18 protein-coding genes are annotated in these 17432 nt (G+C 70.6%); 10 read left to right on the top strand and 8 right to left on the bottom strand.

Features of this window, described 5'->3' with window-relative positions:
- Positions 1-241: 241 nt before the first annotated feature.
- The 4 genes from OHT77_RS30000 (at position 242) to OHT77_RS29985 (ending at position 4309) form a co-directional block, all read left to right on the top strand.
- A complete protein-coding gene (locus OHT77_RS30000; protein WP_328831531.1) occupies positions 242-1309 on the top strand; it encodes a M4 family metallopeptidase in 1068 nt (355 codons plus the stop codon).
- Between the two features lie 45 nt (positions 1310-1354).
- Positions 1355-1621, top strand: coding sequence for a protealysin inhibitor emfourin (locus OHT77_RS29995; RefSeq protein WP_266768502.1), 267 nt, complete (start codon positions 1355-1357; stop codon positions 1619-1621).
- Positions 1622-1691: 70 nt separating this feature from the next.
- Positions 1692-3017 (top strand): GH1 family beta-glucosidase, encoded by a 1326-nt coding sequence (locus OHT77_RS29990; RefSeq protein WP_328831530.1) that lies wholly within the window; start codon positions 1692-1694, stop codon positions 3015-3017.
- Positions 3014-4309: an MFS transporter gene (locus tag OHT77_RS29985; RefSeq protein WP_328831529.1), complete on the top strand. Its 1296-nt coding sequence runs from the start codon at positions 3014-3016 to the stop codon at positions 4307-4309. The genes OHT77_RS29990 and OHT77_RS29985 overlap by 4 nt, the downstream gene beginning before the upstream one ends.
- A gap of 15 nt (positions 4310-4324) precedes the next feature.
- Here the strand turns inward: OHT77_RS29985 and OHT77_RS29980 are convergent, their stop codons facing one another.
- Complete coding sequence (locus tag OHT77_RS29980) at positions 4325-5179, bottom strand: NAD-dependent epimerase/dehydratase family protein (RefSeq protein ID WP_328831527.1); 855 nt, start codon at positions 5177-5179, stop codon at positions 4325-4327.
- Positions 5180-5298: 119 nt separating this feature from the next.
- Between OHT77_RS29980 and OHT77_RS29975 the strand changes: the two genes are divergently transcribed.
- The 4 genes from OHT77_RS29975 (at position 5299) to OHT77_RS29960 (ending at position 9435) form a co-directional block, all read left to right on the top strand.
- Positions 5299-6150 (top strand): helix-turn-helix transcriptional regulator, encoded by an 852-nt coding sequence (locus tag OHT77_RS29975; RefSeq protein ID WP_328831525.1) that lies wholly within the window; start codon positions 5299-5301, stop codon positions 6148-6150.
- Positions 6151-6368: 218 nt separating this feature from the next.
- Entirely contained in the window at positions 6369-6854 is a 486-nt protein-coding gene (locus OHT77_RS29970; RefSeq protein ID WP_328831524.1) for a hypothetical protein, read from the top strand.
- Positions 6855-7028: 174 nt separating this feature from the next.
- Entirely contained in the window at positions 7029-8345 is a 1317-nt protein-coding gene (locus tag OHT77_RS29965; RefSeq protein WP_328831523.1) for a beta-xylosidase, read from the top strand.
- Positions 8346-8421: 76 nt separating this feature from the next.
- Entirely contained in the window at positions 8422-9435 is a 1014-nt protein-coding gene (locus OHT77_RS29960) for a WxL protein peptidoglycan domain-containing protein (protein ID WP_328831522.1), read from the top strand.
- On the opposite strand, the gene OHT77_RS29955 is transcribed toward OHT77_RS29960, so the two are convergent.
- Both OHT77_RS29955 and OHT77_RS29950 read right to left on the bottom strand, forming a co-directional pair.
- A complete protein-coding gene (locus OHT77_RS29955) occupies positions 9329-9667 on the bottom strand; it encodes a P-II family nitrogen regulator (protein ID WP_328831521.1) in 339 nt (112 codons plus the stop codon). The two genes, OHT77_RS29960 and OHT77_RS29955, sit on opposite strands and share 107 nt — an antisense overlap.
- Entirely contained in the window at positions 9664-10983 is a 1320-nt protein-coding gene (locus tag OHT77_RS29950) for an ammonium transporter (RefSeq protein WP_328831520.1), read from the bottom strand. Before OHT77_RS29950 ends, OHT77_RS29955 begins: the two co-directional genes overlap by 4 nt.
- Positions 10984-11148: 165 nt before the next feature.
- On the opposite strand from OHT77_RS29950, the gene era reads away from it, so the two are divergent.
- On the top strand, positions 11149-12117 hold the full coding sequence (gene era, locus OHT77_RS29945; protein ID WP_266768517.1) for a GTPase Era: 969 nt from the start codon (positions 11149-11151) through the stop codon (positions 12115-12117).
- Between the two features lie 383 nt (positions 12118-12500).
- On the opposite strand, the gene OHT77_RS29940 is transcribed toward era, so the two are convergent.
- Together OHT77_RS29940 and OHT77_RS29935 are read right to left on the bottom strand one after the other, a co-directional pair.
- Positions 12501-12854, bottom strand: coding sequence for a cytidine deaminase (locus OHT77_RS29940; protein WP_328831519.1), 354 nt, complete (start codon positions 12852-12854; stop codon positions 12501-12503).
- Between the two features lie 28 nt (positions 12855-12882).
- Positions 12883-13698 (bottom strand): helix-turn-helix transcriptional regulator, encoded by an 816-nt coding sequence (locus tag OHT77_RS29935; RefSeq protein WP_328834382.1) that lies wholly within the window; start codon positions 13696-13698, stop codon positions 12883-12885.
- Positions 13699-13842: 144 nt separating this feature from the next.
- Between OHT77_RS29935 and OHT77_RS29930 the strand changes: the two genes are divergently transcribed.
- Positions 13843-15285 carry an MFS transporter gene (locus OHT77_RS29930; RefSeq protein ID WP_328831518.1) on the top strand — a complete coding sequence of 481 codons (1443 nt, stop codon included), beginning with the start codon at positions 13843-13845 and terminating at the stop codon, positions 15283-15285.
- Here OHT77_RS29930 and OHT77_RS29925 read toward each other — a convergent pair.
- The 3 genes from OHT77_RS29925 to ybeY are packed head-to-tail and all read right to left on the bottom strand — an operon-like array spanning position 15247 to position 17429.
- Positions 15247-15606, bottom strand: coding sequence for an MmcQ/YjbR family DNA-binding protein (locus OHT77_RS29925; protein WP_328831516.1), 360 nt, complete (start codon positions 15604-15606; stop codon positions 15247-15249). The genes OHT77_RS29930 and OHT77_RS29925 overlap by 39 nt on opposite strands.
- A complete protein-coding gene (locus tag OHT77_RS29920) occupies positions 15603-16910 on the bottom strand; it encodes a hemolysin family protein (RefSeq protein ID WP_328831515.1) in 1308 nt (435 codons plus the stop codon). Before OHT77_RS29920 ends, OHT77_RS29925 begins: the two co-directional genes overlap by 4 nt.
- 21 nt (positions 16911-16931) lie before the next feature.
- On the bottom strand, positions 16932-17429 hold the full coding sequence (gene ybeY, locus OHT77_RS29915; RefSeq protein ID WP_266768526.1) for an rRNA maturation RNase YbeY: 498 nt from the start codon (positions 17427-17429) through the stop codon (positions 16932-16934).
- Positions 17430-17432 lie beyond the last annotated feature (3 nt).

Below are 17432 nucleotides of genomic sequence, written 5' to 3'. Positions count from 1 at the left end.
GGGGAGGGGGTCGGCCTCGACTACAGGCCCTCGCCGCGGCAGCTAAGGAGAAGCAGCCCGATACGCATGATGTTCAGCAGAGTAGCCGAGACGTGCGCCGTGCGAGGGGCCGTATCACTATGCGGGACATCCGCCGTCGTATACCACTCTGAGCTACGAGCCTGTGATGAATGTCCGCGTTTTCCACCAATCATGGTTGCCGGTAGTGACATCTCCATCACTCGGTGCCAGGGTGCCGACCATGACGACTCACGGGGGCTTCGAGCCCGTCTTCTGCACGATCGTCCCGCCGCATGTCCTCGACAAGCTCGCCCAGCACGAGGACCCCGCCCTCTCCGGTCCCGCCCGCCAGACCCTGGAGCGCGACGCCTGGGAGCGCACCCACCGCCGGCTGACCACCGTCATCGGCGCCCCGTCGATCGCCGCGCCGGTCGCGTCCGACAAGCCGCAGCGCACGATCTACGACGCCCGGCACAAGCAGGACCTGCCGGGGAAGAAGGTGCGCGCCGAGAGCTCCGACCCGGGCAAGGACGCCACCGTCAACCGCGCCTTCGCCGGACTCGGGGCCACCTTCGAGCTGTACCTCAACGCCTTCAACCGGCACTCCATCGACGGCCAGGGCCTGCCGCTCAACGCGTCCGTCCACTACGACGTGAAGTACGACAACGCGTTCTGGAACGGCGAGCAGATGGTGTTCGGCGACGGTGACGGCGAGCTGTTCCTCGACTTCACCATCCCGGTCGACGTCATCGGCCACGAACTCACCCACGGCGTCACGCAGTACAGCGCGAACCTCACCTACTACGGCCAGTCCGGCGCCCTGAACGAGTCGGTCTCCGACGTCTTCGGCTCGCTCATCAAGCAGTACACGCTCGGCCAGACCGCCGCCGACGCCGACTGGCTGATCGGCGCGGGCCTGCTCGCCCCGCGCGTCTCGGGCGTCGCCCTGCGCTCCATGAAGGCGCCGGGCACGGCCTACGACGACGACGCCCTCGGCAAGGACCCGCAGCCCGCGACGATGGACGACTTCGTCAACACGGGCAGCGACAACGGCGGCGTGCACATCAACTCCGGCATCCCCAACCACGCCTTCTACCTGGTCGCCGACGCCATCGGCGGCCATGCCTGGGAGAAGGCGGGCCAGATCTGGTACGACGTCCTCACCGGCGGCGAGCTGAAGAAGGACGCCCTGTTCGCGGACTTCGCGAAGCTCACGGTGGCCGCGGCGAAGGCGCGGTTCGGGGACGCCGGCGAGGAGTTGCAGGCCGTGACGAAGGCGTGGGAACAGGTCGGAGTGCCGACCTCGTAGGCGGGGCGGTCGCGCCGGACCCGTATCCGTACTAGACAGGGGCCCATGCGTATTCAGGTACGGCGCACGGGTGGTTTCGGCGGTATCCAGCGCCGCGGCGAGGTCGACACCTCGACGCGGCCCGACGCCCACGAGTGGCACACGCTGGCCGAACGGGCGGTCGCCGCCGGGCACAGCGCGCCCACGACAGGCGTCCCGGACGGCTTCCACTACGAGATCACGGTGGACGGGAAAACGGTGCACACGGCCGACCCTCGGCTCACCGACGATCAACGGGAGCTGATCTCAAGGGTGTTGAAGGAAGGCGCCTGAGCGGATGTCCTCGGGCGGGCGTAACTGCTTGTTCACGCCCGCCCGTTGACACCCGTTACCGCCGGTACCGATGATCCGGCGCATGGCGATTGATGCAGGCAACCCGACACCTCGGTTCCCGGCCGGATTCCTCTGGGGCGTCTCGACGTCGGCCCATCAGATCGAGGGCGCGGCGGACGAACGCGAGCCGTCCGTCTGGGACCGGTTCGAGGCCGAGCCGGGCCGGATCAAGGACGGCTCGACAGCGGCGGTGGCCTGCGACCACTACCACCGCCACCGTGAGGACGTGACCCTCCTGGCCGACCTGGGCGTCGACGCGTACCGCTTCTCGATCTCCTGGCCGCGGGTGAACTCCCCCGGCGGCCTCGACTTCTACGACCGCCTCGTCGACGACCTGTGCGCGGCGGGCGTACGGCCGGTCCCGACCCTGTTCCACTGGGATCTCCCGGTCACCCAGGACTGGTTGCGGCGGGACACGGCGTCCCGCTTCGCGGAGTACGTGGCCGTCGTCGCCGAGCGTCTCGGTGACCGGGTGAAGAAGTGGATCACCCTCAACGAGCCCGCGGAACACACGTTGTTGGGGCACGCGCTGGGCGCGCACGCCCCCGGTAAGGCCCTGCTCTTCGACGCGCTGCCGGTCGCCCATCACCAACTCCTGGCGCACGGCCTGGCGGTACGGGCCCTGCGCGCGGCCGGTGCCACCGACATCGGGATCGCCAACTCGCACGGCCCGACCTGGCCGGCCTCGCAGGAGCCGGAGGACATCGAGGCGGCGAACTTCTACGACCTGCTCCTGAACCGCCTCTTCGCCGACCCCCTGCTGCTGGGTGAATACCCGTCGGGGCTCGGCGAGTTGATGCCGGGCGACGTCGAGTCCGACCTGAAGGTGATCGCCGAGCCGATCGACTGGTACGGCGTCAACTACTACGCGCCGAGCCGGGTCGGGGCGCCCCAGGGCGCGGAGATCGAGTTCGGCGGCCTCACGCTCCCCGCCGAACTCCCCTTCTCCGTAAGGGAGATCGAGGACGTCCCGGTCACGGACTTCGGCTGGCCGGTGGTCCCCGAGGGCCTGACCGAACTCCTCACCACCTTCCGCGACCGCTACGGCGACCGCCTCCCGCCCGTCGTCATCACCGAGAACGGCTGCTCCTACGACGGCATCGACGACCAGGACCGGATCGCCTACCTCGACGGCCATGTCCGGGCGCTGCACCGGGCGTTGGAAGCCGGCGTGGACGTACGCGGGTACTTCGTCTGGTCGCTGCTGGACAACTTCGAGTGGGCGGAGGGCTACGAGCGCCGCTTCGGCCTCGTGCACGTCGACTACGAGACGCAAGAGCGCACCCCGAAGGCGTCGTACGGCTGGTTCCAGGGCATGCTGCGGGCGCAGAGATGACGACGACGGGGAGTTCGGTGGACGACGGCAACCCAGCTCCCGCCACGGCCGCTTCGGGGCTCGCGCTCGCCGAGCCCGTCGAACGGGTGGGCCGGGGCTGGACGTCCACGCTCTCCCTCGCCAACGGGGCGATCTGGGTGGGCTGGTACGGCCCGCTGCAGATCCTGCTCGCCTCCCAGGCCAAGGACTTCGCGCCCGGCACCGGCATGTCCAAGGAGACGATGCTCGCCTGGGTGACCGGCGCGGGCGCGCTGGTGTCGCTGGTCGCCAATCCGCTCTTCGGCGCGCTGTCCGACCGGACGACGGCGCGGTGGGGGCGCCGGACGCCGTGGATCGTCGGCGGGGCCGCGGGCGGGGCGCTGTCGTTGCTGCTGCTCGCGGGTGCGGGCGGGGTGTGGACGATGGCGGCGGGCTGGTGTCTGGTCCAGCTCACCCTGAACGCGGCCTTCGCGGCGATCACGGCGGCCGTGCCGGACCGGGTGCCGCGACTCCAACGGGGCTCTGTGGGCGGCTGGTTGGGTGCCGCGCAGATCCTGGGCGTGGTCGGCGGGACGGGTCTCGCGACGGCGGCCGGGGGCATCGGCGCGGGTTATGTGGCGTGCGCGGTGTTCACGGCGGTGGGTGTGCTGCCGTACGTGCTGCGGTACAAGGATCTCCACCTGCCGCCCGCCGCACGGCCGGTGTGGTCCTGGCCGGGTTTCGTGCGGGGGTTCTGGCTGAGCCCGCGCCGCTACCCGGACCTGGGCTGGGCGTGGTTGACCCGCTTCCTGATCAACCTGAGCAACGCGCTGGTGCTGCTGTACCTGCTGTATTACCTGCGTGACCGGCTGCACTACCACGACCCCGACCAGGGCGTCCTGATCCTCACGGCGGTGAACGGTCTGACGCTGCTGGCCACGGTCGTGGTCGGCGGGGTGTGGTCCGACCGGGTCGGCCGCCGCAAGCCGTTCGTGATCTGGTCCGGCGTGCTGATGGCGGTCGCGACGGCGGTCCTCGCGGGCTGGCAGACCTGGCCGGGCGCGATCACCGCTGCGGCGGTCCTGGGCATCGGGTTCGGCGTCTTCACGTCGGTCGACTTCGCCCTGATGACGGACGTGCTCCCGAAGGCCCTGGACCGCGGCAAGGACCTCGGCGTCATCAACGTCGCCAACGCCCTCCCCCAGGTCGCCGCCCCCGCCCTCGCCGCGCCGATCGTGACGTATCTGGGCGGGTACCGGGTGCTGTATCTGGTGTCCGCGGTGATCGGGATGGCGGGGGCGTTGCTGGTGCGGCGGATTCGGGGGGTGGACTGAGGCCGTGGGCCTGCGTCAGAGCACTCCGGCGTCCCGTGCCGACCACGCCGTCGGGAACATCGGGCGGTAGCCCAGTTCGCGGCGGATGCGGTCCGTGGACATGATGCCGAACCAGGGGTCCGGGTCCGTGTTCTGTGCGAGTTCGGCGGGGATCTCGACGCCGTTGAGCAGGTGGACGTCGACCGCGGTGACCGGGGCGTCGTCGGCGATGTTGTAGACGCGGCCGGCGATCCCCGGGGCGTGCAGGATGCGCAGGAGGCCCTGGGCGACATCCGCGTGGTGGCCCATGTGGAGGCGCTGGTTCGAGGCCCAGTGCGCCGCCCACTGGAGGGCGTTGGCCAGGTGGGGGTCGCCCTCGCCGTAGACGAACGGAAGCCGGGCGACGCGGACGTCCATGTCGGTGAGCGCGAGGAGTTCCCGCTCCGCCGCCACCTTCGACTCGTTGTACGCGCCCCACATCTGGCCGCCGGGGCGGCTCTCGTCCTCCTCGGTCAGGGGGCGGCCGCGCCCCGAGCCGTAGATCATCCCGGTGCTGACCTGGACGAAGCGGCCAACGCCCGAGGTCAGTGCCGCGTGGCCGAGGGCGACCGCGGCGGTGTGGTTGACGGCCCAGGCCTCGTCGTCCGGTACGCCCCGGAAGGACGCGGCGACGTTCACCACCGCGTCGACGCCGGAGACCGCCTTGCCGAGGGCGTCCTCGTCGCGCAGATCACCGAGTACGACCTCGGCGCCCAGCTCCGCGAACCGTTCGCCGCGGGCCGCGTCCCGGACCAGTACCCGTACCCGCTCCCCCGGCCTGGTCTGCGCCAGCAGCCTCGGTACGAAGCGGCGTCCGACCTGTCCTGTCGAGCCTGTCACCAGTGTCAGCATGTCGTGCTCCTCTCGTCTCCGACCAGCTTTGGACAGCTCGGCCCGTACCGGGAGAGCCCTTCCGATCAGGGGATCGGCGGTCCCTGGATAAGCCGGGCGGACGGGCGCACCCTGGAAGGGTGAACCGAGCCGAACTCGCCGACTTCCTGCGCCGGGGCCGGGCCCGCCTGGACCCCGCCGACGTGGGCCTCACGGCCGGCGCCCGCCGCCGTACGCCCGGGCTGCGCCGCGAGGAGGTGGCCCAGCTGGCCGGTATGTCCGTGGACTACTACACGCGGCTGGAGCAGTCACGTGGCCCGCGGCCGTCCCGCCAGATGCTGACGGCGCTCGCGCGGGCGCTGCGCCTGACGGACGACGAACGCGACCACCTGTTCCACCTGACCGGTGAGGAGCCGCCGCGCCGGGGCGCCCCGTCCGGGCATCTGCGCCCGGGCCTGCTCCTGGTGCTGGACCGGCTGCACGACACCCCGGCACACGTGTCGAGCGACTGCGGCGAGATGATCGCGCAGAACGCGATGTCGCGGGCGCTGTCGGGTGACGCGCTGGCGAGGCCGCCCCGGGAGCGCAACCTGCTCCGGCGGTTCTTCCTGGACCCGGCCGCCCGGGAGATGTTCCCGCCGGAGGACGTGCCCGAGCACGCCCGTCTCCATGTGGCGAACCTGCGGGCGGTGGCCGCGGCCCGCCCCGACGATCCCGAGCCGGCCGCGCTGGTGGCCGAACTCCTTTCGTCCAGCGAGGAGTTCGCCCGTCTGTGGGAGGAGCACGAGGTGGCCGTCCGCCGCCAGTCCACCAAGCGCTTCCGTCACCCGCTGGTGGGTCTCCTGGAGCTGGACTGCGAGATCCTCCTGAACCAGGACGCCCACCACCTTCTGATCATCCACACGGCCCGCCCCGGCACGGAGTCGCACGAACGCCTGCAACTGCTGAGGGTGATCGGCCTCCAGGACATGTCCCCCGCGCCGACGCCCTGATCGCGAAGAAGAACGCCGACGGCGCGTGTCCGGAAGTTTCCCGTCCGGATTTCGCCCTTGCCCTCCCCCGTCCCCCGCGCATCAATGGAACCGTAAGTTCCGACGGACCGTCAGATTCTGGCTCGTGTGGCGTACCGCACCGCGCTCGCGGGCGTTTCTGAGGTGTTCTCCGTCCGTCCCCACATGGCATTCCCAGACACGGGAAGGGAACCAGACCCATGAAAGGCAAGCTCGGAAGCAAGCGGATCGGCACCGGTGCGGCACTGGTGACGGGGGTCCTCGCGGCCGCCTCGCTGGCGTTCGCGCCCAGTGCGCTCGCCGTCACTCCCCAGACGGCGACGATCACCGCGGACTGCGGCATCTTCGGCGGCGGCGCGGCCACGATCACGGCCACGCAGGACGGTACGGCGGCGACGGTCACCGTCACGTCGTCCATCACCGCCCCGCTCCCCCTGTCGCAGGACTCCATCTCCTCCACCTTCACCTTCGTGAACGCGAGCGGTGGCACCACCGTCTTCAGCGGGACGAAGAACCCGGCCATGGCCACCGGCGACCCCGTCACCGTCGGCCCGCTCAGTGGCACCGTCGCCTCCGGTGACAGCCTGGAGTCGTACGGCGGCTCGCTGCAGATGACCATCTTCGGCGTCGCCGTGACCTGCACGGCCACCGCGCCGCAGTCGCCGGGCCCGTTCGTGTTCGACTGAGAATTTCCCCCCACGGCCCCAACTGGGCCGTCGGTTCCCGCCGTTGAGCAGGAACTGACGGCCCATCAGTTTGTTTGCCCGTCTCCATTGACTTCTCACGCGATCCCCACATCAATGCCCCCTGTGGGCGCGGACGAGCCGCTGTGCCCACCGTCCTCAGGAGGGGGCACAGTCATGGCTACGACATCCCGAAGACGCCGTTGGGCGTCACTGCTGGGGGTGACCGCGCTCGCGGTCGCCACCGGCGGTGCGCTGGCCTGTCCGGCCGGTGCGTCCACGAACGTGGACTTCCCGACGCACTGCATCCCGCCGGCGGTCGCGGGCATCCCGCCGATCGACGGCACCACGACCGCCGCGATCACGGTGGACAACACCGCGCCGAAGGTCGGCGACACCGTCACCGTGACGTACACGGTGGTCAAGCCCGCCGCCAGCAACCCGACCGCGATCGCGCTGCCGGCCGACATCATGACGCCCACCGGGAAGGTCACCCTCGGCGGTGCCCAGACCGGCAGTGTCACGGTGGCCGGGCCCAAGAAGAACGACCCGGTGCCGGGCAACGGCGCCTTCCCGTCGTTCTCCATGACCGGCACCTTCACGGTCACCACCCCGGGCGCGATCACCCTCTCGCCCGGCGACTACAACATCCACACCAGCTACATCCTGGAGCTGGACACCCCCTGCACGGTGACGAACCCGCCGGCGCCGGTCTCCGAGACCGTCACCGCGACCGCCACCACCCCGGTCAACACCCGTGCGATCAGCCTGGGTTCGGCCTCCGGGAACGCCGGTGACAGCGTCACCGTGACCGGCAGCAACTTCACCCCGGGTGCCACCGTGACCCTGGCCGGGCGGTCCGGTACCGCGCAGACCGCGGACACGGCGACCGTCACGGCCAGTGCGAGCGGTGCCATCAGCGGTTCGCTGGTCGTCAACGACAAGACGACCACCGGGATCGTGGCGTACGAGGGCAACGCGTGGAGCGACGACCTCGGTGCCGGGCCCGCCGCCTACGTCGTCAACGACACCACGCCCGTTCCGCCCGGGAGTCAGAAGCTGACGACGACCGTCAAGGCGGGCACGCTGTCCATGGCGCAGGCCGGGGACGCCGTGGGTCTGTCCGCGGTCGACTTCGGCAAGGGCGGTGCCTCCACGGGCGCCCTCAACACGGTGACGGTCCAGGACTTCCGCGGCGGACCCGCGGGCTGGTCCCTGACCGGCAAGGTCACCGACTTCACCGGTCCCGGCGCCAAGATCGATGCCGGGAAGCTGAGTTGGACCCCCGCCTGTGCCACCAAGGCGGGCAGCCCGAGCACGTGTGCCGCCGGTTCGGCGGGCACGGTGGGCACCTCGGGAGCGACGCTCGCGTCCACGCCCGACGGCACGCTCACCGGCGGTCAGTTCACCGTCGACGCCGGACTCTCCCTGGACGTACCGGCGTTCACGCCTCCGGGCTCGTACTCCGGCGTTCTGACGCTCACGCTCACCTGACCGTCCTTCTCACCTCCGGTGGCCGGGCGCCCGCACCCGCCCGACCGCCATACCTCGTCCGTGGGGGTCCGCACCCATGCGCAAGCTGTACGTCCTCCTCCTGAGCCTCTGTTTCGGCGTGCTCGCCGCGCCCTCCACCCACGCGGCGGACAACGGCAGTTGGTCCGTCTACCCGGCCGCCTCGCAGATCGCCGCGCGGCCGTACTTCTATCTCTCCGCCGACCCCGGCCAGACCATCCGGGACAAGGTGGTCGTCGCCAACAAGACGGCGAAGCCGCTCACCTTCCGGCTGTACGCGGCCGACGCCTACAACACCGCGCGTGACGGCGGGTTCGCCGTGCGGACGATGACGGAGAGGATGCGCGGGGTGGGCGCCTGGGCGAAGCCCGCCAGGTCCCGGGTGACCGTCCCCGCCCACAAGGCGGTTGCCGTGCCGTTCACCCTGCACGTGCCCGAAGGGGCCGAACCGGGCGACCACCCGGGCGCGTTGGTCGCCCTCGACGAGCGCGTCGACAAGGGCGACGGCTCCCTGGCCCTCGGCGTGCAGCGGGCCGTCGGCGCCCGCGTCTACCTCCGGGTCAGCGGACCCACCCTCCCCGCCCTCGCCGTGGAACACGTGCGGGTGTCCCATCACCAGCCGCTGGTACCGGGGTTGGGGGACAGCGACGCCACGATCTCCTACACGCTGCACAACACCGGGAACGTCACCCTCGACCCGAAGGTGACCCTGAAGGCGCAGGGCCTGTTCGGCCGTACCCTGCTGTCGCGCGGACTGACCCGTATCCCGGCCGAGTTGCTGCCCGGGCAGCGCGTGAAGCTGACCGAGCCGTGGAAGGGGTCGCCCCAACTCGACTGGGGGGACGTCACGTTGACCGCGAGCGCGCCGGGCACGAAGCAGTCGGCGAGCGCGTCGTTCTTCGCGCTGCCGTGGCTCGCGGCGGCGCTGCTGCTCGCGGTCGGGTTCGTCGGGGGCGCGCTGGCGGTCAGAGCGCGTCGGGGCCGCGTTCGCCCGTCCGAACCCGTACGACCGTCTCGACCGGGATCGACCACACCTTCCCGTCCCCGATCTTCCCCGTCTGCGCGGCCTTGACGATCGCGTCGATCACGGCGTCCGCGTCCGCGTCGTCGACGACGACCTCGATCCGCACCTTGGGGACGAGGTCGACGCGGTACTCGGCGCCGCGGTACACCTCGGTGTGGCCGCGCTGCCGGCCGTAGCCGCTGGCCTCGGTGACGGTCAGGCCCTGCACGCCGAGCTCCTGGAGCGCCGTCTTGACCTCGTCGAGGCGGTACGGCTTGACGATCGCGGTGATGAGCTTCATGCCTGGTTGCTGACCTTCTGAGCGGAGGGGAGGGTGGCGCCGACCGGGGCTCCGTGGCCCAGGACGCCGTGATCGTATGCGCTCTCGGCGTGCACCGTAAGGTCGAGCCCGGTCCGCTCCTCCTCCTCGCTCGCCCGCAGCCCCATCGCCCGGTCGAGCAGCTTCCCGATGCCGTACGTCACGAGGAACGCGTACGCCCCCACGGCGGCCACGGCCACCAGCTGCTTGCCGAGCTGGGCGAGCCCGCCGCCGTAGAGGAGGCCCTCGGGGCCGGTGGTCATGGAGGTGACGGCGAAGACGCCGATCAGGAGGGTGCCGATGACGCCGCCGACCAGGTGGACGCCGACGACGTCGAGCGAGTCGTCGTAGTTCAGCTTGAACTTCCAGCCGACCGCGTACGAGCAGACGGCACCGGCGGCCAGGCCGACGACCAGTGCGCCGAGCAGGGAGACCGAGCCGCAGGACGGGGTGATCGCGACCAGGCCCGCGACCGCGCCGGACGCGGCGCCCAGGGTGGTGGGGTGGCCGTCGCGCTTCTGCTCGACGAAGAGCCAGCCGAGGAGGCCGGTGCAGCCCGCGGTGAGGGTGTTGAGGAAGGCAGCGGCGGCGAGGCCGTTGGCGCCGAGCGCGGAACCGGCGTTGAAGCCGAACCAGCCGAACCAGAGCAGACCCGCGCCCAGCATCACCATGGGGAGGTTGTGCGGTCGCATCGCGTCCTTCTTGAAGCCGAGACGCGGGCCGATCACCAGGCACAGGGCCAGGCCCGAGGCGCCCGAGGTGATCTCGACCGGCAGACCGCCCGCGAAATCGAGGGCGCCGAGGTGCGCCGCGATCCAGCCACCCGGACCCCACACCCAGTGCGCGACGGGAACGTATACGAGGAGCGCCCAGACCGGCACGAACACCAGCCACGCCCCGAACCGCACCCGGTCCGCGACCGCGCCGCTGATCAGCGCGGCCGTGATGATCGCGAAGGTCAGCTGGAAGGTGGCGAAGAGGAGCGTGGGGACCGTGCCGTGCACGCTGTCCGGGCCGAGGCCCGCCATGCCGGCGTGCTGCAGACCGCCGATCAGGCCGCCGCCGACGTCGTCGCCGAACGCGAGCGAGTAACCGGCGGCCAGCCACACCACCGTGACCAGCGCGATCGACACGAAGCTCATCATCAGCATGTTCAGGACGCTCTTCGTGCGGACCATGCCGCCGTAGAACAGGGCCAGGCCCGGGGTCATCAGCAGGACGAGGGCGGTCGCGGCGAGCAGCCAGGCGGTGTCGCCGGTGTCGACATGCGCGGCGGCTTCGGTGACGGAGAGGGTCACGGTCGTCTCCAACGGTGTGGGGGCTCGTCAGAGGGTCACCGGCTCGGGTTTCCGGTTGTGCACGGGGGTGTTTCCGTGACGTTTCATTGCGGCAGGGTTTCTGAAAGCTCACCGTGAGGGGCACGGGTGGACTGTTGTGCGGCGGGGGCTTGTGGATCAGGGACAATGGGCGCCATGAGCGTTCGTACCCCGTCATCCAAGCCGTCCGCGTCGTCGGAGGCCCCTCACCGCGCCGGCTTCGCCTGCTTCGTGGGCCGCCCCAACGCGGGCAAGTCCACCCTTACGAATGCTCTGGTCGGCCAGAAGGTGGCGATCACCGCCAACCAGCCGCAGACCACGCGGCACACGGTCCGCGGCATCGTCCACCGGCCGGACGCGCAGCTGATCCTCGTGGACACCCCGGGGCTCCACAAGCCGCGCACGCTGCTCGGTCAGCGGCTCAACGACATCGTCCGCACCACGTGGGCCGAGGTCGACGTCATCGGCTTCTGCCTCCCGGCGAACGAGAAGCTCGGTCCCGGTGACCGGTTCATCGCCAAGGAACTCGCGTCCATCAAGAAGACGCCGAAGATCGCGATCGTCACGAAGACCGACCTCGTGGACTCGAAGACGCTTGCCGAGCAGCTGATCGCCATCGATCAGCTCGGCAAGGAGCTGGGGTTCGAGTGGGCGGAGATCGTGCCGGTCTCGGCGGTCGCGGACCAGCAGGTGGATCTGCTGGCGGATCTGCTGATCCCGCTGCTCCCGGAGGGCCCCGCCCTCTACCCCGAGGGCGATCTCACCGATGAGCCCGAGCAGGTCATGATCGCGGAGCTGATTCGCGAGGCCGCGCTGGAGGGGGTGCGGGACGAGCTGCCGCACTCCATCGCCGTCGTGGTCGAGGAGATGCTGCCTCGCGAGGACCGGCCCGCCGACAAGCCGCTTCTCGACATCCACGCGTTCGTCTACATCGAGCGGCCCAGCCAGAAGGGCATCATCATCGGGCCGAAGGGTGCGCGGCTGAAGCAGGTCGGTATCAAGTCGCGTAAGCAGATCGAGGCGTTGCTCGGTACGCCGGTGTTTCTCGACCTTCATGTGAAGGTGGCGAAGGACTGGCAGCGGGACCCTCGGCAGTTGCGGAAGCTGGGCTTCTAAGGGGGGGTGGTCTGGGGTTCCGCGAGCTTTTCTCGCCCCCGCCGCCCCTACCCGTCCCATCCCTCTGGGGCTCCGCCCCAGACCCCGCTCCTCAAACGCCGGAGGGGCTGAGTTTTGCGCGGCGGGGCTTGATCTTGAGCGCGTCGATCTCCGTGGGCAACGCGTCCAGCCTTGCAGCGCAGGTCGGTAATACTCAGCCCCGTCCAGCCCTCCAGCACACGTCGGCAATACTCAGCCTCGTCCAGCCTTTCAGCACAGGCCAGCATCACTCAGCCTCGTCCAGCCTTTCAGCACAGGCCGGCAATACTCAGCCCGTCCGGCGTTTGAGGACGAGGCCCCTTCAGGGCCGATGGGGGTCTGGGGGCGTAGCCCCCAGTGTCACCTCAGCCGGCGGGGACGGTTAGCCGGACTACACCGTCCGGCGAAGCCACCAGCACCGGGGTCTCCGGGCCGCCCAGGTCCCGTACGGCCGCCAGATCCTCTGCCGGGACGGACTCCGCCTCTGTCACCACCGCCGCCGCCTCCAGCGACTTCGCCCCGGACGCCACCGCCATCGCCACGGCCGTCCGCAGCGCGCTCAGGGACAGGGAGTCGAGGGCTACCGTCCCCGCGACATACGTACGTCCCGTCTCGTCCCGTACGGCCGCGCCCTCCGGCACACCGTTGCGGGCCCGCGCGGAGCGGGCCAGGGTGACGATCTTGCGGTCCTCGGGGTCAAGCGCGCTGCTGTCGGTCATGGACAGAGCATACGAAGGGCCGGGGAACTCATCCCGCCACGGGGTACATCGACCCGCGCCGCCCCTCGGGGGACGCCAGCCACTCCAGCTTGCCCACCGTGTTCGCCTCGTCCAACGGCGTGTGCAGCACGATCGTGAGATCCGGCCGCGCCGGCACCCGCAACGCCGTCGACTCCACGCACAGCAGCCCCACCAGCTCATGGTCGAGTTCCTTGCGGACCACGCCCGCGTCCAGGATGTCCCGACGCGCCCACAGCTCGGTGAACTCCGGGCTGACGGCGGCCACTTCGGCCAGCACCTCCTGCAGCCCCTCGTCGTCGGGCCGGTCCGCGCACGCCGCCCGGAACTGCGCGACGACCATGCGAGCGTTCTGCTCCCAGCTCTGCGAACGGGCCCGGTAGAGCGGGTCGGTGAAGAAGTCGACAAGGCAGTTCTGGGTGTTCTCGGGCCGCATGCCGAGCACCCAGCCGGCCGCCTCGTTGTACATCACGCAGTTGTAGTAGCGGTCCATGATGTGCGCCGGGAACGGCATCCACGCGTCGATCAGCCGCCGTATCCCCTCGCACCCGTGATCGGCCGCGGGCTCCGGCGCGGGCGGGTTCAGCCCGGCCAGGACGTACAGATGGCGGCGCTCGACGTTGCTCAGCCGCAGCACCCGGGCGACGGAGTCGAGGACCTGCGGCGACACCGAGATGTCCCGCCCCTGCTCCAGCCACTGGTACCAGGAGGCGCCCACGCCCGCGAGCACGGCGACCTCCTCCCGGCGCAGCCCCGGCGTGCGGCGCCGCGCCCCGCCGTCCGGCAGCCCCGCCTCGGCCGGGGAGACCCGGGCCCGGCGGCTCATCAGGAACTCGCGCAGTTCGCTCAGCCGACGGCTCTTCAGGGCGTCCTCAGTCACGTACACATCCCCCTCGCGCTGACTGGTGGTGCCACCACCAGCACAACTTGCGGCTCCCCACGGCTATTCCGGCGCCGGGAAGCTCGACACATGGCGACCGACACCACCACTCCCGTCCACGAACCCCTCGGCGAACCCCGCCTCTCGACCCGCGACAAACTCGTCCTCTTCGTCCTCTGCGCGGCCCAGTTCATGGTCGCCCTGGACTTCTCCGTCCTCAACGTGGCGCTGCCCACGCTCGGCGCCGACCTCGGCATGAGCCAGTCCGGTCTCCAGTGGGCGGTCACCGCGTTCGCGCTGCCGTCCGGCGGCTTCCTGCTGCTGTTCGGCCGTATCGGCGACCTCTACGGCCGTCGCCGGCTGTTCCTCACCGGCCTGGCCCTGTTCGGCGCGGCCTCACTGCTGGCGACCTTCGCCTGGGACCCGGCGTCGTTCCTGACGGGCCGGGCGCTGCAGGGTCTGGGCGCGGCGGCGATCGTACCGACCGGGATGAGCCTGCTCACCACCACGTTCCCCGAGGGCCCGGCCCGCGACCGCGCGCTCGGCATCTCCGGCACCCTGCTCTCGCTCGGCTTCACCGTCGGCATGGTGGCGGGCGGTGTCCTGACCGACGCGTTCGGCTGGCGCTCGACGATGGCCCTGCTGACCCTGTTCGCGGTGCTGGTCCTCCCGCTGGCCCCCACCCTGCTCCCCGAGTCCCGCACCCCGGACCGCCCGCGCCTGGACGTCCCCGGCGCGATCACGGTCACGGCAGGACTCCTGTCCCTGATCTACGCCCTCTCGACGGCGGCGGACCACGGCTTCGCCCGCACCGACGTCGTCGTCACCCTGATCGCGGGCGTCCTGCTCCTGGCGGCCTTCGTGTCCATCGAGTCCCGGACGCCCCAGCCGCTGGTCTCGCTCCCGATGCTGCGCCGCCGCACGGTGGCGTGGGGCAACCTGGGCGGCCTGGTCACCTTCTCGATGATGTCGACGGTGGTCTTCGTCCTGACCCTGTACCTCCAGGAGATCCTGCACCTGTCGTCCTTCGAGACGGGCCTGGTCTTCGGCGTCCAGGGCATCCTCTCGGCGGTCGCGGGCGTCTGCGCCCCGAAGGTCATCGGCCGCGTCGGCGCCCGCCGCACCCTGGTCGCCTCGCTCACCGGCCAGGCGGTCCTGACCGGCGCCCTGCTGACCCTGAACGCCCACACCTGGTCGGTCTGGGTGGCCACGGCCGCCGTCTCCCTGGCGAGCATGTGCCACCTGGGCGCGATCATCTCCTACGGCCTCACGGTCACCTCGGGCGTCCCCGACGAGGAACAGGGCCTGGCCACCGGCCTGGTGACCTCCACCCAGCAGGTCGGCATCACCGTCGGCATCCCCCTCCTGGGCGTCCTCGCCACCACGTCCGGCGATCTGATGGCGGGGGTCCACACCGTGGTGGGCATCGACGCGGCGATCCTGCTGGGGGCGGCGGTGCTGGTGGCCGTAGGACTGCGGTCGCGGCGGGCCGGGTCAGGGGCGGTCGAGGCGGAGCCGTTCGGCGCGCGGTAGACCGGCGACGACGAGGTCGTACGAGTCCTCCACCAGCTCCCGGACCAACCGGTCCGGGAGCTGTCCGTCCACCGTCACCGTGTTCCAGTGCCGCTTGTTCATGTGGTAGCCGGGGATGATCAGCCCCTCGTACTCCTCGCGGAGCCGGATCGCGTCCTCCGGGTCGCACTTGAGGTTGACCGTGAGGGGGGTCGCGTCCAGGCGGGTGAGGGCGAAGAGTTTGCCCAGGACCTTGAAGACGGAGGTGTCCGGGTTGAAGGGGAACTCCTCGACCGTCGCGTTGAACGACAGGCAGAACGCGCGCAGTTGCTCGGGACTCACTCCGGTTTCGTCTCCTCCTCGGGCGGCTCGGCCGGGTCCACCGGCTCCACCAGCACCGTGACGATCTTGTTCCTGCGGCCCGCCGATGCCTCCGCCGTGAGGCGCAGTTCCCGTCCGTCGGGCAGTTCCACGACCGAGGAGGCGCCGGCGATGGGGACCCGGCCCAGGGCCTTCGCGAGGAGGCCGCCGACCGTCTCGACGTCCTCGTCGTCGTAGGCCTCGAAGCCGTACAGCTCGCCGAGGTCTCCGATGTCGAGGCGGGCGGTGACGCGGTAGCGGTCGTCGCCCAGCTCCTCCACCGGGGGGAGTTCGCGGTCGTACTCGTCGGTGATCTCGCCGACGATCTCCTCGAGGATGTCCTCGATGGTGACGATGCCGGCCGTGCCGCCGTACTCGTCGATGACGACGGCGACGTGGTTGCGCTCCTGCTGCATCTCGCGCAGCAGGTCACCGGCGTTCTTCGTGTCCGGGACGAAGGTCGCGGGGCGCATGGCCGTCGAGACCAGCTCGGACTCGGCGTCGCGGCTGATGTGCGTCTTGCGGACCAGGTCCTTCAGATACACGATCCCGACGATGTCGTCCTCGCTCTCGCCCGTCACCGGGATGCGCGAGAAGCCGGAGCGGAGCGCGAGGGTGAGGGCCTGGCGGATCGTCTTGTAGCGCTCGATGACGACGAGGTCGGTGCGCGGGACCATCACCTCGCGCACGAGGGTGTCGCCCAGCTCGAAGACGGAGTGCACCATGCGGCGCTCCTCGTCCTCGATCAGCGATTCCTTCTCGGCGAGGTCCACCAGCGCCCGCAGCTCGGCCTCGGACGCGAACGGGCCGCGCCTGAAACCCTTTCCGGGCGTGAGCGCGTTGCCGATGAGGATCAGGAGGTACGGGATCGGGCCCATGATCCGCGCGAGCGGCAGCAGCACGTACGCCGCCGCCGTGGCCGTGTTCAGCGGGTGCTGGCGGCCGATCGTGCGCGGGGAGACCCCCACCGCGACGTACGACACGAGGACCATGACGCCGATCGCGGCGAGCAGCGCGGGCGCTGTGCCGTGGATGACGTGCAGGCACTCGTAGGTGACGAGCGCGGCGGCGGCCATCTCGCAGGCCACCCGCACCAGCAGCGCGACGTTGAGATAGCGGGTCGGGTCGGCGGCGACCTGCGCGAGTTTCGCGCTGCCGCGCCGGCCGGACCGTACGGCCTCCTCGGCGCGGAAGCTGGAGACGCGCGCGAGGCCCGCCTCCGCGCAGGCGGCGAGCCAGGCGACAACGACAAGGGCGATGGCCCCGACGACGATCTGAGGACTCATGGGATGAGGTGACCCGGTGCCCTAGGAGACCGTCGGCGCCGGGGAGGGGCCGGTGTGGCCCTTCTCCGCGCGCCAGCCGTCCACGATGGCGGCCTGCAGGCCGAACATCTCGGCCTTCTCGTCCGGCTCCTCGTGGTCGTAGCCGAGGAGGTGCAACACACCGTGGACGGTGAGGAGTTGGAGCTCCTCGTCCATGGTGTGCTGCGTCTCGGCCTCGGCGCCCTGCTTCGCGGCGACCTCCGGGCACAGGACGATGTCACCGAGCAGCCCCTGCGGGGGCTCCTCGTCGTCCTTGCTCGGCGGACGCAGCTCGTCCATCGGGAAGGACATGACATCGGTCGGCCCGGTCAGGTCCATCCACTGGATGTGGAGCTGCTCCATGGCGTTCTCGTCCACGACGATCACCGAGAGCTCGGAGAGCGGGTGGATGCGCATCCGCGCGAGGGCATAGCGGGCGATGTCGAGGATCGCCTGCTCGTCGACCTCGGTTCCGGACTCGTTGTTGACGTCGATCGACATGGT

This window comes from Streptomyces sp. NBC_00252 (genome assembly GCF_036187565.1).
Lineage (GTDB): Bacteria > Actinomycetota > Actinomycetes > Streptomycetales > Streptomycetaceae > Streptomyces.
The sequence above is the reverse complement of the archived record's forward strand: the minus strand, read 5'-3'. Positions and strand labels throughout refer to the sequence as shown.